The following is an 18,458-nucleotide window of genomic DNA, read 5'->3' as shown; positions in this document are numbered from 1 at the left end:
TGGCAGGCGTTCAGGGCGCTTCGAGCTGGCCGAGTTCGTACAGCAGCGCCGCGCCGGTGCGCAGCCCGCTATAGAAGCAGTCGAGCGTCAGGTTCTCGTTCGGCGCGTGGTTCGCCTCGTCCGGATTGGCATAGGGCGTGACGAAGGCGGGAATGCCGAGGATCTTGGTGAAGACGTAGCCGGGCAAGCTGCCGAAGCCGGCCGGGATCAGCAGCGGCTCGACGCCCTGCGCCGCGACGAAAGCTCGGCGCAAAGGCGCGGTGAAGGGTGAGGCGATCGGCGTCTTCGAGGGCTGCATGCCGGCATCAGCAGCGATGAACTCGACCTCCGGCGCATGCTGCGCCACATGCGCGGCGACCTTGCGCAGGATGTCCTCAGGGTCCTGCGCCTCGACCAGGCGGATGTCGCATTTCACCATGGCTTCGTTGGGCAGCACCGTCTTGGAGCCGGGGCCGCCATAGCCGCCATGGAAGCCGTTGATGGTCAGGGTCGGCCGGAAGCAGAGGCGCTCGTAGAAGGGCCGATCGGCCGGCGCGTCGAGCCTGGTCAGACCCAGGCTGTGCTTCACCGCCTCGATGTCGAGCGGCAGGGCGTCTATCGCGGCGAGTTCCTCGGTTGTCGGCGCTTCGATGTCGTCGTGCAGCCCGGGAATCGTGATCTCGCCTTCGGCATTCTTCATGGTGCCGAGCAGATGCACCAGCGTCCAGATCGGGTTCGGCACGACGCCGCCGAAATTGCCGGAATGCACGTCGCGGACGGCATGCCGGCAGCGCAATTCGAAAGAGACGACACCGCGCGAGCCGAACTTGATCGCGGCCGCGCCGCTGGCATGGCGCGGGCCGTCCGCGGTGACGGCGAGATCGGCCCTGAGCATCGCCCTGTTGGCCTCGACGAAGCCGGCGATGTTCGGGCTGCCGATCTCCTCCTCGCCCTCGAGCAGCAGGATGACGTTGCAGGGCAGGGTGCCGTGCACCGCAAGATGGGATTCGATCGCGAGGATCTGGGCGAAGTGCTGGCCCTTGTTGTCGCCGACGCCGCGCGCATAGATCCGGCCGTCGCGGATCGTCGGCTCGAAGGGCGGCGAGAGCCATTTGTCGAGCGGGTCCGGCGGCTGCACGTCGTAATGGCCGTAGAGCAGCACCGTCGGCTTGCCAGGCGCCTTCTGCCAGCGGGCGACCACCATCGGGTGCCCGTCGGTCGGTACCAGGCTGGTCTCCAGCCCGATCTTCGTCAGCATCTCGACCAGCAACGCGCCGACCTCGGCGATGCCGATATTCTGCGCGCTGATGCTGGGGTGACGCAGATAGGCGAGCAGGCGATCGAGGAAGGCGCTGCGGTTCGCCTCGATATGCGCGAAGACGGCAGCCAGCGTGTCGGAAGAAGCCATGGTCGCGCCGCCTGCCCGAGTTCTGATCCTGCGGCACGGTAGAGTGCCATGCTTGGCCGCGTCCAATGCGCCAAACGCAGTCCGGAAAACCGCTTGCCGGCACGCGGTCCAGGTGGGCCAGTAATATCCTCGCAACCACGCTGACTCAGGACCGTTTAACCTGAACAGGCGTTCAGATTTGCGTGTTAACCACCTGCTGACTGGCCTGGTCGCATCGTCTTCACACGACAGGGACAAACCGACACGAAACAACGTCGGACAGGGGTTGAACGATGATTGGCCACGAACTTCGCGAATTCGTCGATCACGTGATGGACAGGCGCGTGATCGACGATGAAGACGTCCGAATTCTTCAGCGTGAAATCTTGCACGAGGTCGTCCTGACCCGTGACATCATCGATGTGCTGGTGGCGCTCGACCGTGCCGTCGCCGACAAGTCGCCGCTCTTCGCCGATGTATTGCTGGCCTTCTGCGTCGACTTCTCGGTCTGGGAAAGCCGCCCGACCGGCCGGATCGACCGTGACAAGGCGCACTGGCTGGTGACGACGCTCTCGGCCGGCGACGGTCCGACGCCTCTGGCGCAGAAGATCGCCTTCGAGGTCGTCCGCGAAGCCGAGTCCTGCGACGAGGCCCTGGTCAGCTTTGCCCTGCGCAAGGCCGATGCCCGGATTTCCACCGCCCCGATCGCCCAGCGCGTGACCCTGGCGAGCTGAGATCGATTGACTGATTGGAGCACAAGAGCCGGATCCGACCAGATTGGATCAATCTGGTCGGTGAATCCGTCTCTCACTTTAAAATGGAGAACGCTTTTCCGATCAGCTTGCGGTGCAAGCTGATCGGAGCGTGCTCTAGCGCCCGGCCGCCGCCGGGCGTTTGCGCACGTTACAAAACTTTCGCATCAGTGGACGGATGCGCTTGCCTCCCGTAAAGCCCGCACTGCACAATCAAAGCTCCGGGCCGGGGGGACGCCACGCATGTTCTCGAAGATCCTGATCGCGAACCGTGGCGAGATCGCCTGCCGCGTCATCAAGACGGCAAAGCGGATGGGGATCGCGACGGTTGCGGTCTATTCTGACGCCGACCGCGATGCCTTGCATGTCGAGATGGCCGACGAGGCCGTGCATATCGGCGCCGCCCCAGCCGCCGAATCCTATCTCCAGATCGACAAGATCATTGCCGCCTGCAAGCAGACGGGTGCGCAGGCCGTGCATCCCGGCTATGGCTTCCTCTCCGAGCGCGAGGCCTTCGCGAAGGCGCTGAAGGAGAACGGCATCGTCTTCATCGGCCCCAATCCGGGCGCCATCGCTGCGATGGGCGACAAGATCGAATCGAAGAAGGCGGCAGCTGCCGCCGAGGTCTCGACGGTTCCAGGCTATCTCGGCGTGATCGAGAACCCCGAGCACGCCGTGAAGATCGCCGACGAAATCGGCTATCCCGTGATGATCAAGGCCTCGGCCGGCGGCGGCGGCAAGGGCATGCGCATCGCCCATTCGGCCGGCGAGGTGGCGGAAGGCTTCGCCCGCGCCAAGTCGGAGGCGGCGTCCTCCTTCGGCGACGACCGCGTCTTCGTCGAGAAGTTCATCGTCGATCCCCGCCATATCGAGATCCAGGTGCTGGGCGACAAGCACGGCAACGTCATCTATCTCGGTGAGCGCGAATGCTCGATCCAGCGCCGCAACCAGAAGGTCCTCGAGGAAGCGCCGTCGCCGCTGCTCGACGAAGCCACGCGCCGCAAGATGGGCGAACAGGCGGTCGCGCTGGCCAAGGCCGTGAACTACGACAGCGCCGGCACGGTCGAGTTCGTCGCCGGCCAGGACAGGTCCTTCTACTTCCTTGAGATGAACACGCGCCTCCAGGTCGAGCATCCGGTGACCGAGATGATCACCGGCATCGACCTGGTCGAGCAAATGATCCGCGTCGCCTATGGCGAGGAGCTCGCGATCAGCCAGGCCGATGTGAAGCTCAATGGCTGGGCGGTCGAATCCAGAGTCTATGCCGAAGATCCGACCCGCAACTTCCTGCCCTCGACCGGCCGGCTCGTCACCTATCGCCCGCCGAGCGAGGGGCCGGATGGCGACGCCACCGTGCGCAACGACACCGGCGTGTTCGAGGGCGGCGAGATCTCGATCTACTATGATCCGATGATCGCCAAGCTGGTGACGCATGCGCCGACGCGCGAGGCGGCGATCAAGGCGCAGGCGCGGGCGCTCGATGCCTTCGCCATCGACGGCATCCGGCACAACATCCCCTTCGTCGCAGCGGTGATGCAGCATCCGCGCTGGATCTCGGGCAACCTCTCGACCGGCTTCATCGCCGAGGAGTTCCCGGAAGGCTTCTCGCTGCCGCAGCCGGAGGGCGAGATCGCCTTGCGCATGGCGGCGATTGCGATCGCCTGCGACCATCGCCTGAACAGCCGCAAGCGCCACGTCTCGGCGCAGATGGAGGGCTGGCGCAAGGTCGAGTTCGAACGCACCCGCATCGTCTCGCTCGGCGGCGAGCGCTTCGAGGGTGAAGTCACGGAGCAAGGCGGGGCGGTGACGATCGCCTTTCCCGAGCGCAGCCTCACCGTCGCCAGCGACTGGCGGCCGGGCGAGTCGGTCTGGCGCGGCACGATCGACGGCGTTTCGATCGCCGCGCAGGTCCGGCCGATCCTGAACGGCGTCGCGCTCGGCCATGCCGGCGCCTATGCCAACGCCCATGTCTACACGCCGCGCGAGGCGGAACTCGCCGCGCTGATGCCCGAGAAGGTTGCTGCCGACACCGGCAAGTTCCTGCTTTGCCCGATGCCCGGCCTGGTCAAGGCACTGCTCGTTGCGGTCGGGCAGGAGGTCAAGGCGGGCGAGCCGCTCGCCATGGTCGAGGCGATGAAGATGGAGAACGTGCTGCGCGCCGAGAAGGACGTCACCATCGCCAAGATCCTGGCGAAGGAGGGCGATTCGCTGGCGGTGGACGCCGTCATCATGGAATTCGCCTGAGGCGCTTGCCTTCGCGGGGCGGCCGGATGATTGTCGCCGCCCTATCATGCGAAGGTGGCGACCATGCTGACGATCTGGGGGCGGATCAGCTCCATCAATGTGCAGAAAGTGGTCTGGGCCGCCGGCGAAGTCGGCCAGCCCTTCGAGCGGATCGATGTCGGCGGCCAGTTCGGCGGCAATCACGAGCCGGCCTATCTCGCCAAGAATCCGAACGGCCAGGTGCCGACGCTTGAGGATGGCGAGATCGTCATCTGGGAATCGACCAGCATCGTGCGCTATCTCGCGGCCCGCTACGGCGCCGGCTGGATCTGGGAGGAGGACCCGGCCAGACGCGCCGAGGCCGATCGCTGGATGGACTGGATGCTGTCAGAATTGCAGCCGTCGATGACACCGGCCTTCTGGGGGCTGATCCGCAAGACGCCGGGCTATACCGACGAGGCGGTGATCGCTGCCTCGGTCGCCAAGGCCGAAGCCAAGCTCGATATCCTCGAAGCGCATCTGGCGGGGCGGTCCTACGTCGCCAACGAGCGCTTCGGCATGGGCGACATCGCGGTGGCGCTCGGCGCGCATCGCTGGCTCCACATGCCGGTGGCGCAGAAGGACTGGCCCAATATCCGCCGCTGGTATGCGCAGGTTTCGGCACGGCCGGCGGCGGGACCCGCCATGCCGTTGCCGATCACGTGAGGACGGCAGCCCGCGCTTGACCCGCCCGATTTGGCGGTCATGATCGCCGCCATGCGCGGTTTCCTCGTCATTCCCGTCCTGATAGCGCAATTTTCCTGTGCGGCAGCGCTCGCGCAGGTGCCGACCAATCCGGTGCAATCCGGCGATCGCATGCAGGTGGCGAATTGCGTCAGACAGGGCCTTGCCGCCAGTCCCGCCTGCATCGGCCTCGTCGCGGTGCCCTGCGTCAGCGCCGCGTCGGGCAATGATCGCGCCCAGGCCGAGATCTCCTGCGCGAGGCGTGAGGAGGCGGTCTGGCGCGAGCGGCTGACATTGGCGGGCACGGCCTTGGAGCGCTCGCTCGACGCCGGGGCGCGCAGCCAGTTCGCGGCACTGCAGCTGGCCTGGCAGAGCTACGCCGTCCAGAAATGCGCTTTCTATGGCGCCTCGCAGCCGCCGGCGCGCTCGGCCGGGCTGCAGGCGGGCTGCGAACTGCGCGAGGTGGCGGAGCGGGCGCTGGAGATCGAGCGCCTGGCGGCACGGCAGACCCGCCGCCCGCCGGCGCAGCCGCCGCAGATCATCCGGTAATATCGCGTCATGGTCGGCCTTGAGCGACCGTCTCAGGCCGGATAGGGCGCTGGGCAGCGTCGTCTTGCCCTGAGATTCTCGGGTCTGCGCTTCGCTCCGCCCGAGAATGACGGCTGGAGCCGCACGGCCTTCACCGCAACGTGAATGCGATCCCTTATCGAACTCCCGCCGCCCTCAGCCGTTTCCTAACGGCCTGTCAGCTTTCTGCGCGTAAGGGGAGGCGGGTCTGTTCAAGAAAGCCATGTTCTTCACCCTCTCAAAGATCCTCTGGTTCCTGGCCTCGCCGGTGAATCTCGCCATCCTCGGGCTGGTGCTGGCGAGCCTGCTCGCCTTCACGCGCTTTTCCGGGCCGGGGCGCTGGCTCGGGCTGATCTGCGTCGTCGTGCTCGGTCTGCTCGCCTTCAGCCCGTTGCCGCGCATCGTCGTCAGGCCGTTGGAGGATCGTTTCCCGCAGCAGGCGGTCAACTCCGGCAAGGTCGACGGCATCATCGTGCTCGGCGGCGCAATCGGCGTGGCGCGCGAGGACATCGTGCTCAACTATGCCGCAGCGCGGATGACCAAGGCGGTGGAGCTTGCCCGCGCCCATCCCGAGGCGAAGCTGGTCTTCGCCGGAGGGGGCGGCAATCTGCTCTCGCCGGTGGTGCGGACCGAGGCAGACGGGGCGCGGCTGCTGTTCCTCGGGCTCGGCCTGCCGGAAAGCCGCCTCGTCCTCGAGGACAAGTCGCGCAATACGCTGGAGAATGCGGTGTTCACCCGCCGGCTGGTCGATCCCAAGCCGGGCGAGCGCTGGCTGCTGGTGACCTCAGCCTGGCACATGCCGCGCGCCATGGGCGTGTTCCGCAAGGCAGGATTCCAGGTCGAGGCCTTCCCGGTCGACTTCCTCTCGGCCGGCACGTCGGCAGACTATGTTCAGCCTTACCGCAAGGCGTCGCGCGGTCTCGATATCGCCGACGACGCCTTCAAGGAATGGGTCGGGCTCGTCGCCTATTATCTCGCCGGCTACAGCGATGCGCTGTTTCCGGGTCCGAGGCCAGCAGGTGCCGCCCGATAAGGAACGGCGCCTGCCGACCGGATCGTCCGGTGCAATGATTACCGGCCCGTCGCTTCGATCAGCAGCTTCGCGGCAACTTGCGCTCCATCGGTGCGGATCGTGCGTGCCACTGCGGACGCCCGTGCTCCAGTCTCGGGTGCAAAGGCGATGGCCAGCGCTGCGGACAAGGACTCGCGGGTCGGCGTCGAGCCGTCATTGGCCGCGCCGATGCCCAGCTCCGCCACGCGGACAGCCCAACAGGGCTGATCCACGACTTGGGGGACGATGAGCTGCGGCACGCCGGCGCGGGCGGCCGCGACCGTCGTGCCCGCGCCGCCATGGTGCACGACGGCCGCCATGCGCGGAAACAGCGCCTGCTGATTGACGTCGCCGGCGATGGAGAAGCAGTCGTCCCGATCTTCGCCGGGCGCAAGCCCTGCCCAGCCTCCAAGCACCACGATGCGGCGCCCTTGCGCCCGGATGACGTCGGTCGCGACGTGTGCAGCCTCCTTGACGGATGGTAGCGACATGCTGCCGAAACCCACATAGATCGGACGTTCGCCCTCCTCGAGGAATGCCATCAGTTCTGCGGAGAGCGGCCGCTGATCAGGCAGGATCCAGGCGCCGGTCTGAACAGCGTCGCAAAGATCGGTCGGCTGCCATGGCCATAGCACCGGGTCGGAGGCCAGCAGCGGCCGCTCGCCGAGAACAAGATCGCGAGCGCTGTCCACGGGCGGCAGGCCCACCGATACGCGATGGGTCGTAAGCGCCTCGCCGAACAGCGCATTCACTGTCCCGGCATTGAAGTCCCACAATGCCCGGTTGTCGGTCACGCCCGCGGGCAGAGGATGGCCCGGATAGAAGAACGGCCGATGGTGATGCGACGGCAGGAAGAACGGGCAGAAGGTGACGTGCCGATAGGCAAGGCCCCTGAGCTCGGCGACAGACCGTGCAGCGCCTACGGACGGAAACAGGCCGGTCGCGACGATCGCATCGCATCCTTCGGCCGCTTCGGAGATGGCGGCGAACTGCGCAGCCATCATGTCGGATGCCAGGCTATGGAAATCCGCGGCCGCCCGAGGCTTTGCCCGATCAGCTACCCATTGGCGGATCGGCATGAAGGCCGGTGCGAGCGGCACGCCGGCGCGCGCCAGCAGGTCGATGAATTCCTGGTCCGGAGGGGCCGAAACGATGGCCTCTACGCCGAGCGTCTGCAATTCAACGGCCAGCGCAACCATGGGTTCGACGTCGCCGCGCGAGCCGTAAGTCGATAGCAGTACACGCATTTTTCTACTCCCTTCGGCCTGGGGATCAGGCCGAGGGCAGCGTTGCTAGTCCATGGAGGGGGGCTTGCCGCAAGTCCCGGGGTGCGTTAGACGATGATAGTGGCAAAGGGCGGAGGCATTCCTCGGCCCTTTTTTGTTGCCTCACCGCGGCACGATGCAAGCAGGCCGCCTTGGCACGCCCTAGTCCTGCTCCGCCCCTTCATGTCCCGGCAGGCGCAGGCGATAGACGCCGCGGAAATCGTCGGGATCGACCGGACGGCCTTTCCGGGTGATGACCAGCCTGCCGTCCTTCATCAGCTGCACCGCGACGCGGCGGATCGGCTGCATCAGCGGACCCCAGCCATCGGGATGGTCGCCGCCTAGGGCGCGGGCGACGTCCATCGGCCCGAGCGTACGCTCGTCGCCGCGTTCGGCCGCGAGGCGCAGGATGGTCTCGGCGAGGTCTTCATCGGTCGGTCTGGTCATGCCGCTTGCTGGGCCGGCGGCGGAGCTTCGTCAAGCGGCCTTGCTTCCCGCGCCGACCGCTGCGGCCGAATCCGAGGCGAATTGCCGGCGCCACATCACCGTCAGCACCGCCGCGGTGGCGATCAGGAAGAGCCAGGGCGAGATGAACCAGCCGAGATAGGCGAGCGCGAAGAAGAAGGCGCGCTGGCCGCGGTTGAAGTGCAGCCCGGCCGCGACGTTCATCGCCACCGCCTCGCGCGCCGCCGCGAGCGTCTCAGGCTTGTCGGCTTCGGTATGAGGCGGGATCGCACCGATCAGGATGGCGCAGTAGTTGAACAATCGGTAGGCCCAGCCGAACTTGAAGAAGGCATAGGCGAAGATCACCGCGAGTCCGATGACCTTGATCTCCCAGGCAGTGCGCGTCGTCTGCGTGGCGAAGGGCAGGTCGGCGAAGATCTGGACGACGCGGTCGGCCGATTGCAGCAGCGTCAGCGAGCCGCCGATGGCGATCAGCGAGGTCGAGGCGAAGAAGGCGGTGCCGTTCTGCAGGCCGTTCATCACCTGCGTGTCGATGATCCGGTTCTCACGCCTGACCGATTCCATGATCCAGCGCTCGCGGCGCTCGTTCATCAGCGCGTTGAGGCTGCGCCGCGCATGCGGGCCGACTTCGACGGCTAGGAGATAGCCGACCCAGGCGGCGGCGAAGAAGGCGATCGCGATCAGGTCGAGCGGTCCGAATCCGGCCATGAGCCCCTCCGACCGGCAGATTGGCGAGGCCAGCGCGTACCTGCAAGCCTGTCGATTGACGCCGGCCGTCGCAGCCGCCACTTTGCCGGCCTCGCAAGGGAGGGCCGGCCGTGCCGCAGACGATAACCAAGGGCTACAAGGCGCTGCTGGCCGAGGCGGAAGCTGCTGTGAAGACGCTCTCGGTCGACGAGGCGAAGGGCCTGGTCGGGCGGGGCGATGTCGTCTTCGTCGATCTGCGCGATCCGCGCGAGCTCGAGCGGGAAGGGCGCATGCCCGGTGCCTTCCATTGCCCGCGCGGCATGCTGGAATTCTGGATCGATCCGGACAGCCCCTATGCCAAGCCGGTCTTCCAGGAGGACAAGCAGTTCGTCTTCTTCTGCGCCGGCGGCTGGCGCTCGGCGCTGGCGGCCAAGACGGCACAGGATATGGGCCTGAAACCGGTCGCGCACATCGAGGGCGGCTTCGGCGCCTGGAAGAAGGCCGGCGCTCCGTTCGATGCGCCTGAGCCGAAGCAAGGCTGAGCGCGCCGCTTGTCCCATTACGTCGTCGTTTTTCTTGTCATCTGCTTTCTCTTCCGCAAGCCGCTCGGACGCCTGCTGGCGAAGCAATTCCCCGACCGGGGCAAGCGCCAGCGCGTGCTCGGCACGATCATCGCGGCGTTCCTGCTGGTGATCGGGATGAGGCTGCTGGCTCTGTTCTGGTGACGCGCGCGCGGCCCGCGCGTCATTCAAGATCATGACTGCAATGCGAAGACCCATCGGTCTTCATTGCAACCGTCCCATGCATCGGACGCAGCTTGCACACTAAGCGGGCATCAGGCATCTTGCCTGCCTTGGCTCCAACTCAGGAAAGGGAGGGCTGAATGGAATTCGCAACCATCGTCGCTCCCGCCATGCGATCCCGCCTCCACTAGGTCGGATCAGCACGAGGCCCGCCTCTTCGGCGGCCCGAGCCATCATTTCCAGACACGTTTTCTGAAGCCGCGGCCTTTGCTGCGCTTCGCCTGAATTTGGAGCCGGTCTCTCGGGACCGGATGCTTTCATGTCTCTTTCTCCCAAGACGGAGCGGCAGGAGCCGTTCCGTGCCGTTCTCGGCTTCACATTTTCGCATTGGGGCCGCCAACGCTGGCGCGTCGCCGGCGTGGTCTTCACCGTGATGGCGGCGACGGCCGCCGACCTGTTCATGCCGCTCTACGCCGGGCGGCTGGTCGATGCGGTCGCCGGCGAGAAGGCGAGCGGGCTCCAGGCCGCGCTCGTCGCGCTCGCGATGATGATCGCGCTCGGCGCGGGCACGGTGTTCTTCCGGCACCTGTCCTTCATCGGCATCACCGCGATGACGCTGCGCACCATGAGTGACGTGGCACGCGAGGCTTTCGCCCGCCTGCAGCGCTTCTCGACCGACTGGCATGCCAACAACTTTGCCGGCTCGACAGTGCGCAAGATCACGCGCGGCATGTGGGCGCTCGACCTGCTGACCGACACGATCGTGATCGCGCTCTTGCCGTCATTGATCGTGCTGCTCGGCACGACGGTGCTGCTGGCCTGGCACTGGCCGGCGATGGGCGCGGTCGTCCTGGCCGGCGCGCTGATCTACTGCGCCGTGACGATCCTGCTGTCGCTGCGCTTCGTCGCGCCGGCGGCGACGCTCGCCAACAGCTGGGACACGAGGCTCGGCGGCGCGCTGGCCGACTCGATCTCGTGCAACCCGGTGGTCAAGGCGTTCGGTGCCGAGGCGCGCGAGGACAGCCGCCTGACCGGCGTGCTGGCGAAGTGGGCCGGGCGGACGCGGCGGACCTGGGTGCGTGGAACCTGGTCGGGAACCGCGCAACAGATCGTCCTGCTGGCGCTGCGGGCCGCGGTGATCGGCCTGGTGATCTGGCTCTGGGCCAATGGCCAGGCCTCGCCCGGCGACGTCGCCTTCGTGCTGACCAGCTATGCCGTCGTGCATGGCTATCTGCGCGATGTCGGCCAGCACGTGCATAACCTCCAGCGTTCGGTGAACGACATGGAGGAGCTGGTCGCGATGCATTCGCTGCCCTTCGGCGTGCCGGATCGTCCCGGCGCGACGGCGATGGACGTGACCGCCGGTGAGATCGCCTTCGAGCGGGTGACCTTCCACTATGGAGGCCACATCGAGCCGCTCTATCGCGATTTCTCGCTGACGATCAAAGCGGGCGAGAAGGTCGGTCTGGTCGGGCGCTCCGGCTCCGGCAAGACCACCTTCGTCAAGCTGGTGCAGCGTCTCTACGACGTCACCGACGGGCGCATCGCCATCGACGGGCGCGACATCGCCTCGGCGACGCAGGCATCCCTGCGGGCGCAGATCGCGATCGTGCAGCAGGAGCCGGTGCTGTTCCACCGCTCGCTGGCGGAGAACATCGCCTATGGCCGGCCGGGCGCCAGCATGGCGCAGATCGAGCAGGCGGCGAAGCTCGCCAACGCGCATGAGTTCATCATGCGCCTGCCGAAGGGCTACGGCACGCTCGTCGGCGAGCGCGGCGTCAAGCTCTCGGGCGGCGAGCGGCAGAGGGTGGCGCTGGCACGCGCCTTCCTGGCCGATGCGCCGATCCTGATCCTGGACGAGGCGACCTCGAGCCTCGATTCGGAATCGGAGGCGCTGATCCAGGAGGCGATGGAGCGGCTGATGGAAGGCCGCACCACCATCGTCATCGCCCACCGGCTCTCGACGGTGCGCGCCATGGACCGCATCCTGGTCTTCGACCGCGGCAAGGTCGTGGAAGAGGGCCGGCATGAGGCGCTGCTGAGCCATGACGGCGGCATCTACCGGGCGCTGTTCGAGAAGCAGGTCAGCGAGCTGGCCAAGGGGCTGGTGGTGTAGAGCCACTGCCTTCGCAACAAGGGAAAGGGCCGTGTGAGCGGCCCTTTTTCATGTCGGTGTCGCTGCGATCAGGCGGCCTGCTCTTCACCCTCCGAGCGCCGCCGCCCGAGCAGGAAGAACAGCCCCGAGCCGAGGATGCCGATCGCGCCGGCTCCGGCGCCGACATAGATCATCTCGCTGTCCTGTTCGGCCTGCCTGGCGGCATCGTCGGCGATGATCACGGCGTCCTTGCCGGGCTCGTCCGGCAGGTACTTGATCTTCAGCGTGTCGACCGTGAGCTTGTCGTTCCTGACGATGCGATTGGCGAACTCGTTCGAGACCGAGACCTTCTCGGCGCTGCGGTCCTTGCCCGCTGCATCCTTCCAGGCGAGGTCGACAGAATAGCTGGTACCCCCGCGGCGGCGCTTGGTCCGGGTCGCGCCCTCGACCGAGGCCTGTGCCTCGATGCCCTTCGCCGCGATCGTCCTGACACGCTCGCCATCCTGCCAGCTGAAGAAGGCGAGGACCGGCCCTCCGATCGCTGCGATCAGCAGCAGCCATTTGATCTTGCCGGTGATCCAGCCGACGATTCCGCTCATTGGGGCCTCCATCGAGACAGTTCGGGAAAGGAGCCCGGCACTTCCGGCCGGACGCCTGCCGCCTGTCCCAGCCAGCGCGATTTTCGCGGTCCGGAGGGCCTCGCGCATGGCGTGCATGCGCCTGCGTCAATCTTTCGAAAGTCGAACTATTTCGATGCCTTGGCGGCGCGGATCGCCGAGCTCGGCGCGGCCGCGCGCGGCCTCACCCCGGCGACCGGGCCGGCAGGCAGCGGCTCATCCAGATCGCGAGCCGGCGGCTTGTCATCCTGCATCGGCTTGCTCAGAAAGCGATTCATGCCGGTCAGGTAAGTCTCTGGCAAAGCCCAGTTTCTGGCACTGGCGATGACGCTCTCGAGATAGCCGGGGCGGGGCTTTCCGATCTGCGCACTGCGCCCGACATAGATCAGAGCGCGCTTGGCGCCGCCCTCGACCACGACCGGCTGATTGATCTTGATGTAGAGACCGCTCGCCAGCTCCTCGAACTTGTCGAGGGTGCGGATATCGCCGAGCGCGCAATCCCAGAGCACGCCATGGACGCTCTCGCGCGGGTCGCGGAGCACCGAGGCATAGCCGTCCGTGGTGACGATGAAGCGATGGCGCGGCAAGCGGGCGAGGCCGAGCGGCTTCGAGCGCGGGCAGCGCTCGCGCATCGCGGCGACATCCATATTGGCGCCATAGGCGAAATAGAGGGGCATTGGTGCGGGTTACCGAAGTGGCCTCCTTCTCCCCTCGGGGGAGAAGGTCCGGCAGGGGATGAGGGCGGTTCGACCGGGTGAGGCGGGACAGGTCTATGCCTTCCTTCCCTCATCCGTCAGCGCTTCGCGCTGCCACCTTCTCCCCCGAGGGGAGAAGGAAGAGGCCTCCTCACTTCGTCTTGTTGAACAATTCCCGCCCGATCAGCATGCGGCGGATCTCGCTGGTGCCGGCGCCGATCTCGTAGAGCTTGGCGTCGCGCAGCAGGCGGCCGGTCGGGTAGTCGTTGATGTAGCCGTTGCCGCCGAGCAGCTGGATCGCGTCGAGGGCGAGCTGCGTCGCCTTCTCGGCGGCGATCAGGATGGCGCCGGCGGCGTCCTCGCGCGTGGTCTCGGCGCGGTCGCAGGCCTTGGCGACGGCGTAGACATAGGCCTTGCAGGAGTTCATCGCGACATACATGTCGGCGACCTTGCCCTGGACGAGCTGGAACTCGCCGATCGGCTGGCCGAACTGCCTGCGCTCGTGGATATAGGGCAGGACGATGTCCATCGCCGCCTGCATGATGCCGAGCGGGCCGGCCGAGAGCACGACGCGCTCGTAGTCGAGCCCGCTCATCAGCACGTTGACGCCGCGGCCGACCGAGCCGAGCACGTTCTCCTCGGGAACCTCGCACTCCTCGAAGACGAGCTCGCAGGTGTCGGAACCGCGCATGCCGAGCTTGTCGAGCTTCTGATGGGTCGAGAACCCCTTCATGCCCTTCTCGATCAGGAAGGCGGTGATGCCCTTCGGACCGGCTTCCGGATCGGTCTTGGCGTAGACCACCAAGGTCTCCGCGATCGGGCCGTTTGTGATCCACATCTTGTTGCCGGTCAGGACATAGCGGTCGCCCTTCCTGACCGCCCTGGTCTTCATCGAGACGACGTCGGAGCCCGAGCCCGGCTCGGACATGGCGAGCGCGCCGACATGCTCGCCCGAAATCAGCTTGGGCAGGTACTTCTTCTTCTGCGCATCGTTGCCGTTGCGGGCGATCTGGTTGACACAGAGATTGGAATGGGCGCCGTAGCTGAGGCCGACCGAGGCCGAGGCTCTGGAGACCTCCTCGATCGCGACGCAATGCTCGAGATAGCCGAGGCCGGCACCGCCATATTCCTCCGGAACGGTGATGCCGTGCAGGCCGAGCGCGCCCATTTCCGGCCAGAGATCGCGCGGGAACTGGTTGGTCCGGTCGATCTCCTCGGCGCGCGGCGCGATCTTTTCCTGCGCGAAGGCATGGACGGTGTCGCGGATCGCGTCGGCGGTCTCGCCGAGGTCGAAATTGAAGGGGCGGGGCGCGTTGGCGAGCATGATGTCCTCCCGGCTCGGATGAGGCCTTTGCCCGGTTATAGCGCGGTTGGGCCTCAAGTCAGCGGGCATGCGCCGATAGTTGGTTCTGCACTGATGCGCAGGCTTTCGGGAGCGGTTCGCGGCAAATCCGCCACAGCGGATCGATTTGCCGGGTTGTGAACGGCTGTTCATTGCCTTGCCGGTGCCCTGGCGTAAGCCTTCCGCAGCGGCCGGGGAACACGACGTGACTGGACTGATTTTCGACGGCAGATGGGGCGGCTTGGCCCTTCGGCTGGCGCTCCTCGCCGGCACGGCGCTCGTTGCGCCTGCCCACGCTCAGAATGCGACCTGGCACACGGCGCCGGTCTCGACCAATTTCAATGCCGGCCTGAACTGGGACACCGGGGTGCGGCCGACCGGCACCGCCTTCTTCGGCACGTCGACGATTACGAACCTGTCGTTCGCGAACGATGTCACCATCGGCGGGTGGACGTTTAACGCCAATGCCGCGAACTACAGCTTCAGCAACAACCGGATACTGGAATTCACCGGAGCGGGTATCGTCGTCAACGGCGGCAGCGCGACCATCAGCAACAGCGGCGACCTCTATTTCCGGAACGCCAGCTCGGCGGGCAGCGCCTCGATCACGAACAGCTTCTTCACGGAGTTCCACGGCACCAGCTCGGCCGGCAACGCCGCCATCACCAACACGGCTTACCTGCTGTTCTATGACGACAGCACGACCGGCAACGCGACGATCGTCAACAATGGTGCTGGCCTGATCAACTTCCACACGTCGAGCACGGCTGGAAGCGCCACCATCACCAACAACGCCAGCCTGAGCTTCTACGACACGAGCAACGCGGGCAGCGCCACCATCACCAACACGAGCAGCCTGATCTTCTATGACAGCAGCTCGGCCGCAAGCGCGAGCATCGTCAACGAGAGCAGCCTGATCTTTCGCGGCTTCAGCACGGCCGGCTCCGCGACGATCACGACGGCGGCCGGCGCGACGACCCAGTTCATCGCCGCCGGCAGCAGCGCCGGAGCGCGCTTCATCACCCAGGCCGGCGGCACGGTTGATATCTCGGATCCCACCGGATTGGCCGCGATGACGGCCGGCTCGATCGAGGGCGTCGGCAACTATGTCATCGGCGCCAAGCAGTTCACGGTCGGCTCTAACAATCTCTCGACCGAAGCGAGCGGCGTCATCTCCGGCAGCGGCTCGCTGGTCAAGACGGGCACAGGCACGCTGACCTTATCTGGGGTCAACACCTATAGCGGCGGCACGACGATCTCCGGCGGCACATTGCAGCTTGGCACTGCCGGTGCGGTCGGCTCCATTCTGGGGACGGTCACCGTCGGCAACGGGGCGATATTCAATATCGTCAACGCCGACACGAGCGGCGTCACGACGATCTCGAATAATGGGCGCATGAATTTCCGCGGCACCAGCAGCGCCGGCACGAGCAGCTTCACCAACACCGGCTACGGCCTGACGCAGTTCTATGACACCAGCACGGCGGGCAATGCCACCATCATCAACGACGGCTCCTGGGGGTTCAACGACACCAGCACCGCCGGCAACGCCACCATCACGAACACCTACAGCATGGCTTTCGACGGCAGCAGCACCGCGGGCAGCGCCACAATCTTCAACAATTATGGATTGTCCTTCAACGGCAACAGCACAGCCGGCAGCGCCACCATCACGAACAATTCCAGTGGAATTCTCTATTTTTCCGGCAACGCTACGGCAGGCAATGCTGTCATCGCCAACAACGGCAGCCTGTCGTTCAACGGGAGCAGCATGGCGGGCAGCGCCACTATCACCAACACCCACAATGTATACTTCTATGGAACAAGCACGGCGAGCAATGCTGTCATCACCAACAGAAAATACCTGAGCTTCAACAACGCCAGCACGGCTGGCAGCGCCACCATCACCAACAGCAGCAGTGGCACTCTGTACTTCTATGATACGAGTACGGCCGGCAACGCCACCATCACCAACAACAACCTTCTGGAATTCTTGGGCACCAGCACGGCAGGGAACGCCACTATCGACAACAGATTCGGGGTTCTGAAATTCTACGCCGCCAGCACGGCAGGCAGCGCCACGATCATCAATGGCGGCTCCGGCTCGATAGATTTTTACGGAGGCAGCACGGCGGGCAGTGCGACCATCGACAACAGCCGCGATCTATATTTCTTCGACAACAGCACGGCGGGCAATGCCACCCTCGTCAACGATGCCGGAGGAACGGTCAATTTCTCGAACAGCACCGGCCCGAACGGCGATGGCAAGCTGAGCGCGGGCTCGATCGCGGGCGCCGGCAATTACGTTCTCGGCGCCAATGAGCTCACCGTCGGCTCGAACAATCTCTCGACCGAGGTGAGCGGCGACATCTCCGGCGCCGGCGGCTCACTGGTCAAGACCGGCACGGGCACGCTGACCCTGACCGGCTCCAAAACCTATACCGGCGGCACGACGATCTCGGCCGGCACGCTCCAGTTCGGCAACGGCATATCGGGCGGCAGCATCAATCTGGCCGGCAGCATCAACGTCACCGGCGGCACGCTGGCGATCCAGGCGCCGACGACGCTGAACGTCGCGCAGACCGTGACCTTCGGCGACACCACCACGCTGTCCATCGCCGCCGGCACGGGCAGCCCCGTGCTCTCCGCCAACAGCGTCACGATCGGCAACGGCGTCACCTTCAACCTCAGCGGCATCAGTGACGCGAGCCAGCTCGACCTGGTGCTGATCGATACCACCTCCGGCATCGGCGGCGACTTTGCCAGCATCAGTGTCGGCGGCTTCAGCGGCGCGGTGGACTACCTCACCCTCTCCACCCGCAAATCGGCTGACGGCCTGCAATATCTCGCCAGCTACAACCTGGCCTGGAACGCCCACAACACTCTCGCTCATGGCACCTTCACGTTGACCAATGCCACCGACAGCTTCACGGTCGGCGCGGTGCTGGCCGATCAGGCTGCGAACCCTGCGACCGGCTGGAACGGCACCGCGCTTACCAAGGCGGGCGCGGGCACGCTGATCCTGACCGGAACCAACACCTATACCGGCGGCACGACGATCTCGGGTGGCACGCTCCAGATCGGCAATGGCGGCACGACCGGCTCGATCCTCGGAGACGTCGTCAACAATGGCCAGCTCGTCTTCAATCGCAGCAATGCGATCAGCTTCAATGGCGCCATCAGCGGCACAGGCGGCCTGACCAAACAAGGTTCCGGCGTGCTGATCCTGTCCGGCACCAACAGCTATTCCGGCGAGACCTCGATCGAGGCCGGCGCGGTCGTCATCGACGCTGCCCGGGCGATGTCGGCGGCGTCGGGCTACATCATCGCAACCGGCGCGCAATTACAGATCAGCGATGGGCTGGGTGCCGTGACCGCCGCATCGATCGCCGGCGCGGGCGCGATCCAGATCGGCAACGGCACGACACTGAAGGCTGGCGGCAGCAACGCCTCGACGACCTTCTCCGGGTCGATCAGCGGCAATGGCGGGTTCGACAAGACCGGCACCGGCACGCTGACGCTGACGGGAGCCAACACCTATACCGGCACGACCAAGGTCTCGTCCGGTAAGCTCGTCGTCAACGGCTCGCTGGCGAGCAGCGTCACGCTCGACGGCGGCACGCTCGGTGGCTCCGGCACGGTCGCCGGTGTGAGCGTCGCCAGCGGCGCGACGGTGGCACCGGGCAATTCGATCGGGACGCTCACCGTCTCGGGCAATGTCTCCTTCGCCTCGGGCTCGACCTATCAGGTCGAGATCAACGCCGCCGGGCAAAGCGACAGGATCGTCGCCTCGGGCTCGGCGACGCTCTCGGGCGGTACGGTGCAGGTCCTGGCCGAGAGCGGCAACTACGCGGCGTCGACGAGCTA

Annotated in this window: 16 protein-coding genes; 9 read left to right on the top strand and 7 right to left on the bottom strand. The window is 66.0% G+C overall.

Annotation, left to right across the window (positions count from 1 at the left end; genetic code table 11):
- Positions 1 to 10 precede the first annotated feature (10 nt).
- Entirely contained in the window at positions 11 to 1,387 is a 1,377-nt protein-coding gene (locus V7S63_RS16165; protein WP_336530971.1) for a M20/M25/M40 family metallo-hydrolase, read from the bottom strand.
- 323 nt (positions 1,388 to 1,710) lie between these two features.
- Between V7S63_RS16165 and V7S63_RS16160 the strand changes: the two genes are divergently transcribed.
- The 5 genes from V7S63_RS16160 (at position 1,711) to V7S63_RS16140 (ending at position 6,664) form a co-directional block, all read left to right on the top strand.
- On the top strand, positions 1,711 to 2,100 hold the full coding sequence (locus V7S63_RS16160; RefSeq protein WP_336530970.1) for a hypothetical protein: 390 nt from the start codon (positions 1,711 to 1,713) through the stop codon (positions 2,098 to 2,100).
- A 261-nt stretch (positions 2,101 to 2,361) separates the two neighbouring features.
- Positions 2,362 to 4,362: an acetyl/propionyl/methylcrotonyl-CoA carboxylase subunit alpha gene (locus V7S63_RS16155; protein ID WP_336530969.1), complete on the top strand. Its 2,001-nt coding sequence runs from the start codon at positions 2,362 to 2,364 to the stop codon at positions 4,360 to 4,362.
- A 63-nt stretch (positions 4,363 to 4,425) separates the two neighbouring features.
- Positions 4,426 to 5,046 (top strand): glutathione S-transferase family protein, encoded by a 621-nt coding sequence (locus tag V7S63_RS16150; protein ID WP_336530968.1) that lies wholly within the window; start codon positions 4,426 to 4,428, stop codon positions 5,044 to 5,046.
- Positions 5,047 to 5,097: 51 nt separating this feature from the next.
- A complete protein-coding gene (locus V7S63_RS16145; RefSeq protein WP_336530967.1) occupies positions 5,098 to 5,613 on the top strand; it encodes a lysozyme inhibitor LprI family protein in 516 nt (171 codons plus the stop codon).
- A gap of 241 nt (positions 5,614 to 5,854) precedes the next feature.
- Positions 5,855 to 6,664, top strand: coding sequence for a YdcF family protein (locus tag V7S63_RS16140; protein ID WP_336530966.1), 810 nt, complete (start codon positions 5,855 to 5,857; stop codon positions 6,662 to 6,664).
- 38 nt (positions 6,665 to 6,702) lie between these two features.
- Here the strand turns inward: V7S63_RS16140 and V7S63_RS16135 are convergent, their stop codons facing one another.
- From V7S63_RS16135 to V7S63_RS16125, 3 genes are all read right to left on the bottom strand, one after another.
- Positions 6,703 to 7,929, bottom strand: coding sequence for a glycosyltransferase (locus V7S63_RS16135; RefSeq protein ID WP_336530965.1), 1,227 nt, complete (start codon positions 7,927 to 7,929; stop codon positions 6,703 to 6,705).
- Positions 7,930 to 8,109: 180 nt separating this feature from the next.
- Entirely contained in the window at positions 8,110 to 8,394 is a 285-nt protein-coding gene (locus V7S63_RS16130; RefSeq protein ID WP_336530964.1) for a DUF3253 domain-containing protein, read from the bottom strand.
- Positions 8,395 to 8,424: 30 nt separating this feature from the next.
- The gene (locus V7S63_RS16125; protein ID WP_336530963.1) at positions 8,425 to 9,120 is read right to left on the bottom strand and encodes a DUF599 domain-containing protein; all 696 of its coding nucleotides are present in this window, start codon (positions 9,118 to 9,120) and stop codon (positions 8,425 to 8,427) included.
- Between the two features lie 110 nt (positions 9,121 to 9,230).
- Here V7S63_RS16125 and V7S63_RS16120 point away from each other — a divergent pair, with 110 nt between their 5' ends.
- The 3 genes from V7S63_RS16120 (at position 9,231) to V7S63_RS16110 (ending at position 11,958) form a co-directional block, all read left to right on the top strand.
- Entirely contained in the window at positions 9,231 to 9,641 is a 411-nt protein-coding gene (locus tag V7S63_RS16120; protein WP_091842171.1) for a rhodanese-like domain-containing protein, read from the top strand.
- Positions 9,642 to 9,650: 9 nt separating this feature from the next.
- Entirely contained in the window at positions 9,651 to 9,824 is a 174-nt protein-coding gene (locus tag V7S63_RS16115) for a hypothetical protein (RefSeq protein WP_158673441.1), read from the top strand.
- A gap of 337 nt (positions 9,825 to 10,161) precedes the next feature.
- Positions 10,162 to 11,958: an ABC transporter ATP-binding protein gene (locus tag V7S63_RS16110; RefSeq protein ID WP_336530962.1), complete on the top strand. Its 1,797-nt coding sequence runs from the start codon at positions 10,162 to 10,164 to the stop codon at positions 11,956 to 11,958.
- A gap of 68 nt (positions 11,959 to 12,026) precedes the next feature.
- Here the strand turns inward: V7S63_RS16110 and V7S63_RS16105 are convergent, their stop codons facing one another.
- The 3 genes from V7S63_RS16105 to V7S63_RS16095 all read right to left on the bottom strand — a co-directional run bounded on the left by V7S63_RS16105 (position 12,027) and on the right by V7S63_RS16095 (position 14,573).
- Positions 12,027 to 12,536 (bottom strand): DUF3592 domain-containing protein, encoded by a 510-nt coding sequence (locus tag V7S63_RS16105; RefSeq protein ID WP_336530961.1) that lies wholly within the window; start codon positions 12,534 to 12,536, stop codon positions 12,027 to 12,029.
- A 146-nt stretch (positions 12,537 to 12,682) separates the two neighbouring features.
- Positions 12,683 to 13,231 (bottom strand): gamma-glutamylcyclotransferase family protein, encoded by a 549-nt coding sequence (locus V7S63_RS16100; protein ID WP_336530960.1) that lies wholly within the window; start codon positions 13,229 to 13,231, stop codon positions 12,683 to 12,685.
- 169 nt (positions 13,232 to 13,400) lie between these two features.
- A complete protein-coding gene (locus tag V7S63_RS16095) occupies positions 13,401 to 14,573 on the bottom strand; it encodes an isovaleryl-CoA dehydrogenase (RefSeq protein WP_100962313.1) in 1,173 nt (390 codons plus the stop codon).
- Between the two features lie 223 nt (positions 14,574 to 14,796).
- Here V7S63_RS16095 and V7S63_RS16090 point away from each other — a divergent pair.
- A partial coding sequence (locus V7S63_RS16090; RefSeq protein WP_336530959.1) for a beta strand repeat-containing protein occupies positions 14,797 to 18,458 on the top strand: 3,662 nt, incomplete at its 3' end.

The organism is Allobosea sp. CCNWLY174, from assembly GCF_037120455.1.
Classification (GTDB): Bacteria; Pseudomonadota; Alphaproteobacteria; order Rhizobiales; family Beijerinckiaceae; genus Allobosea; species Allobosea lupini.
The sequence above is the reverse complement of the archived record's forward strand: the minus strand, read 5'-3'. Positions and strand labels throughout refer to the sequence as shown.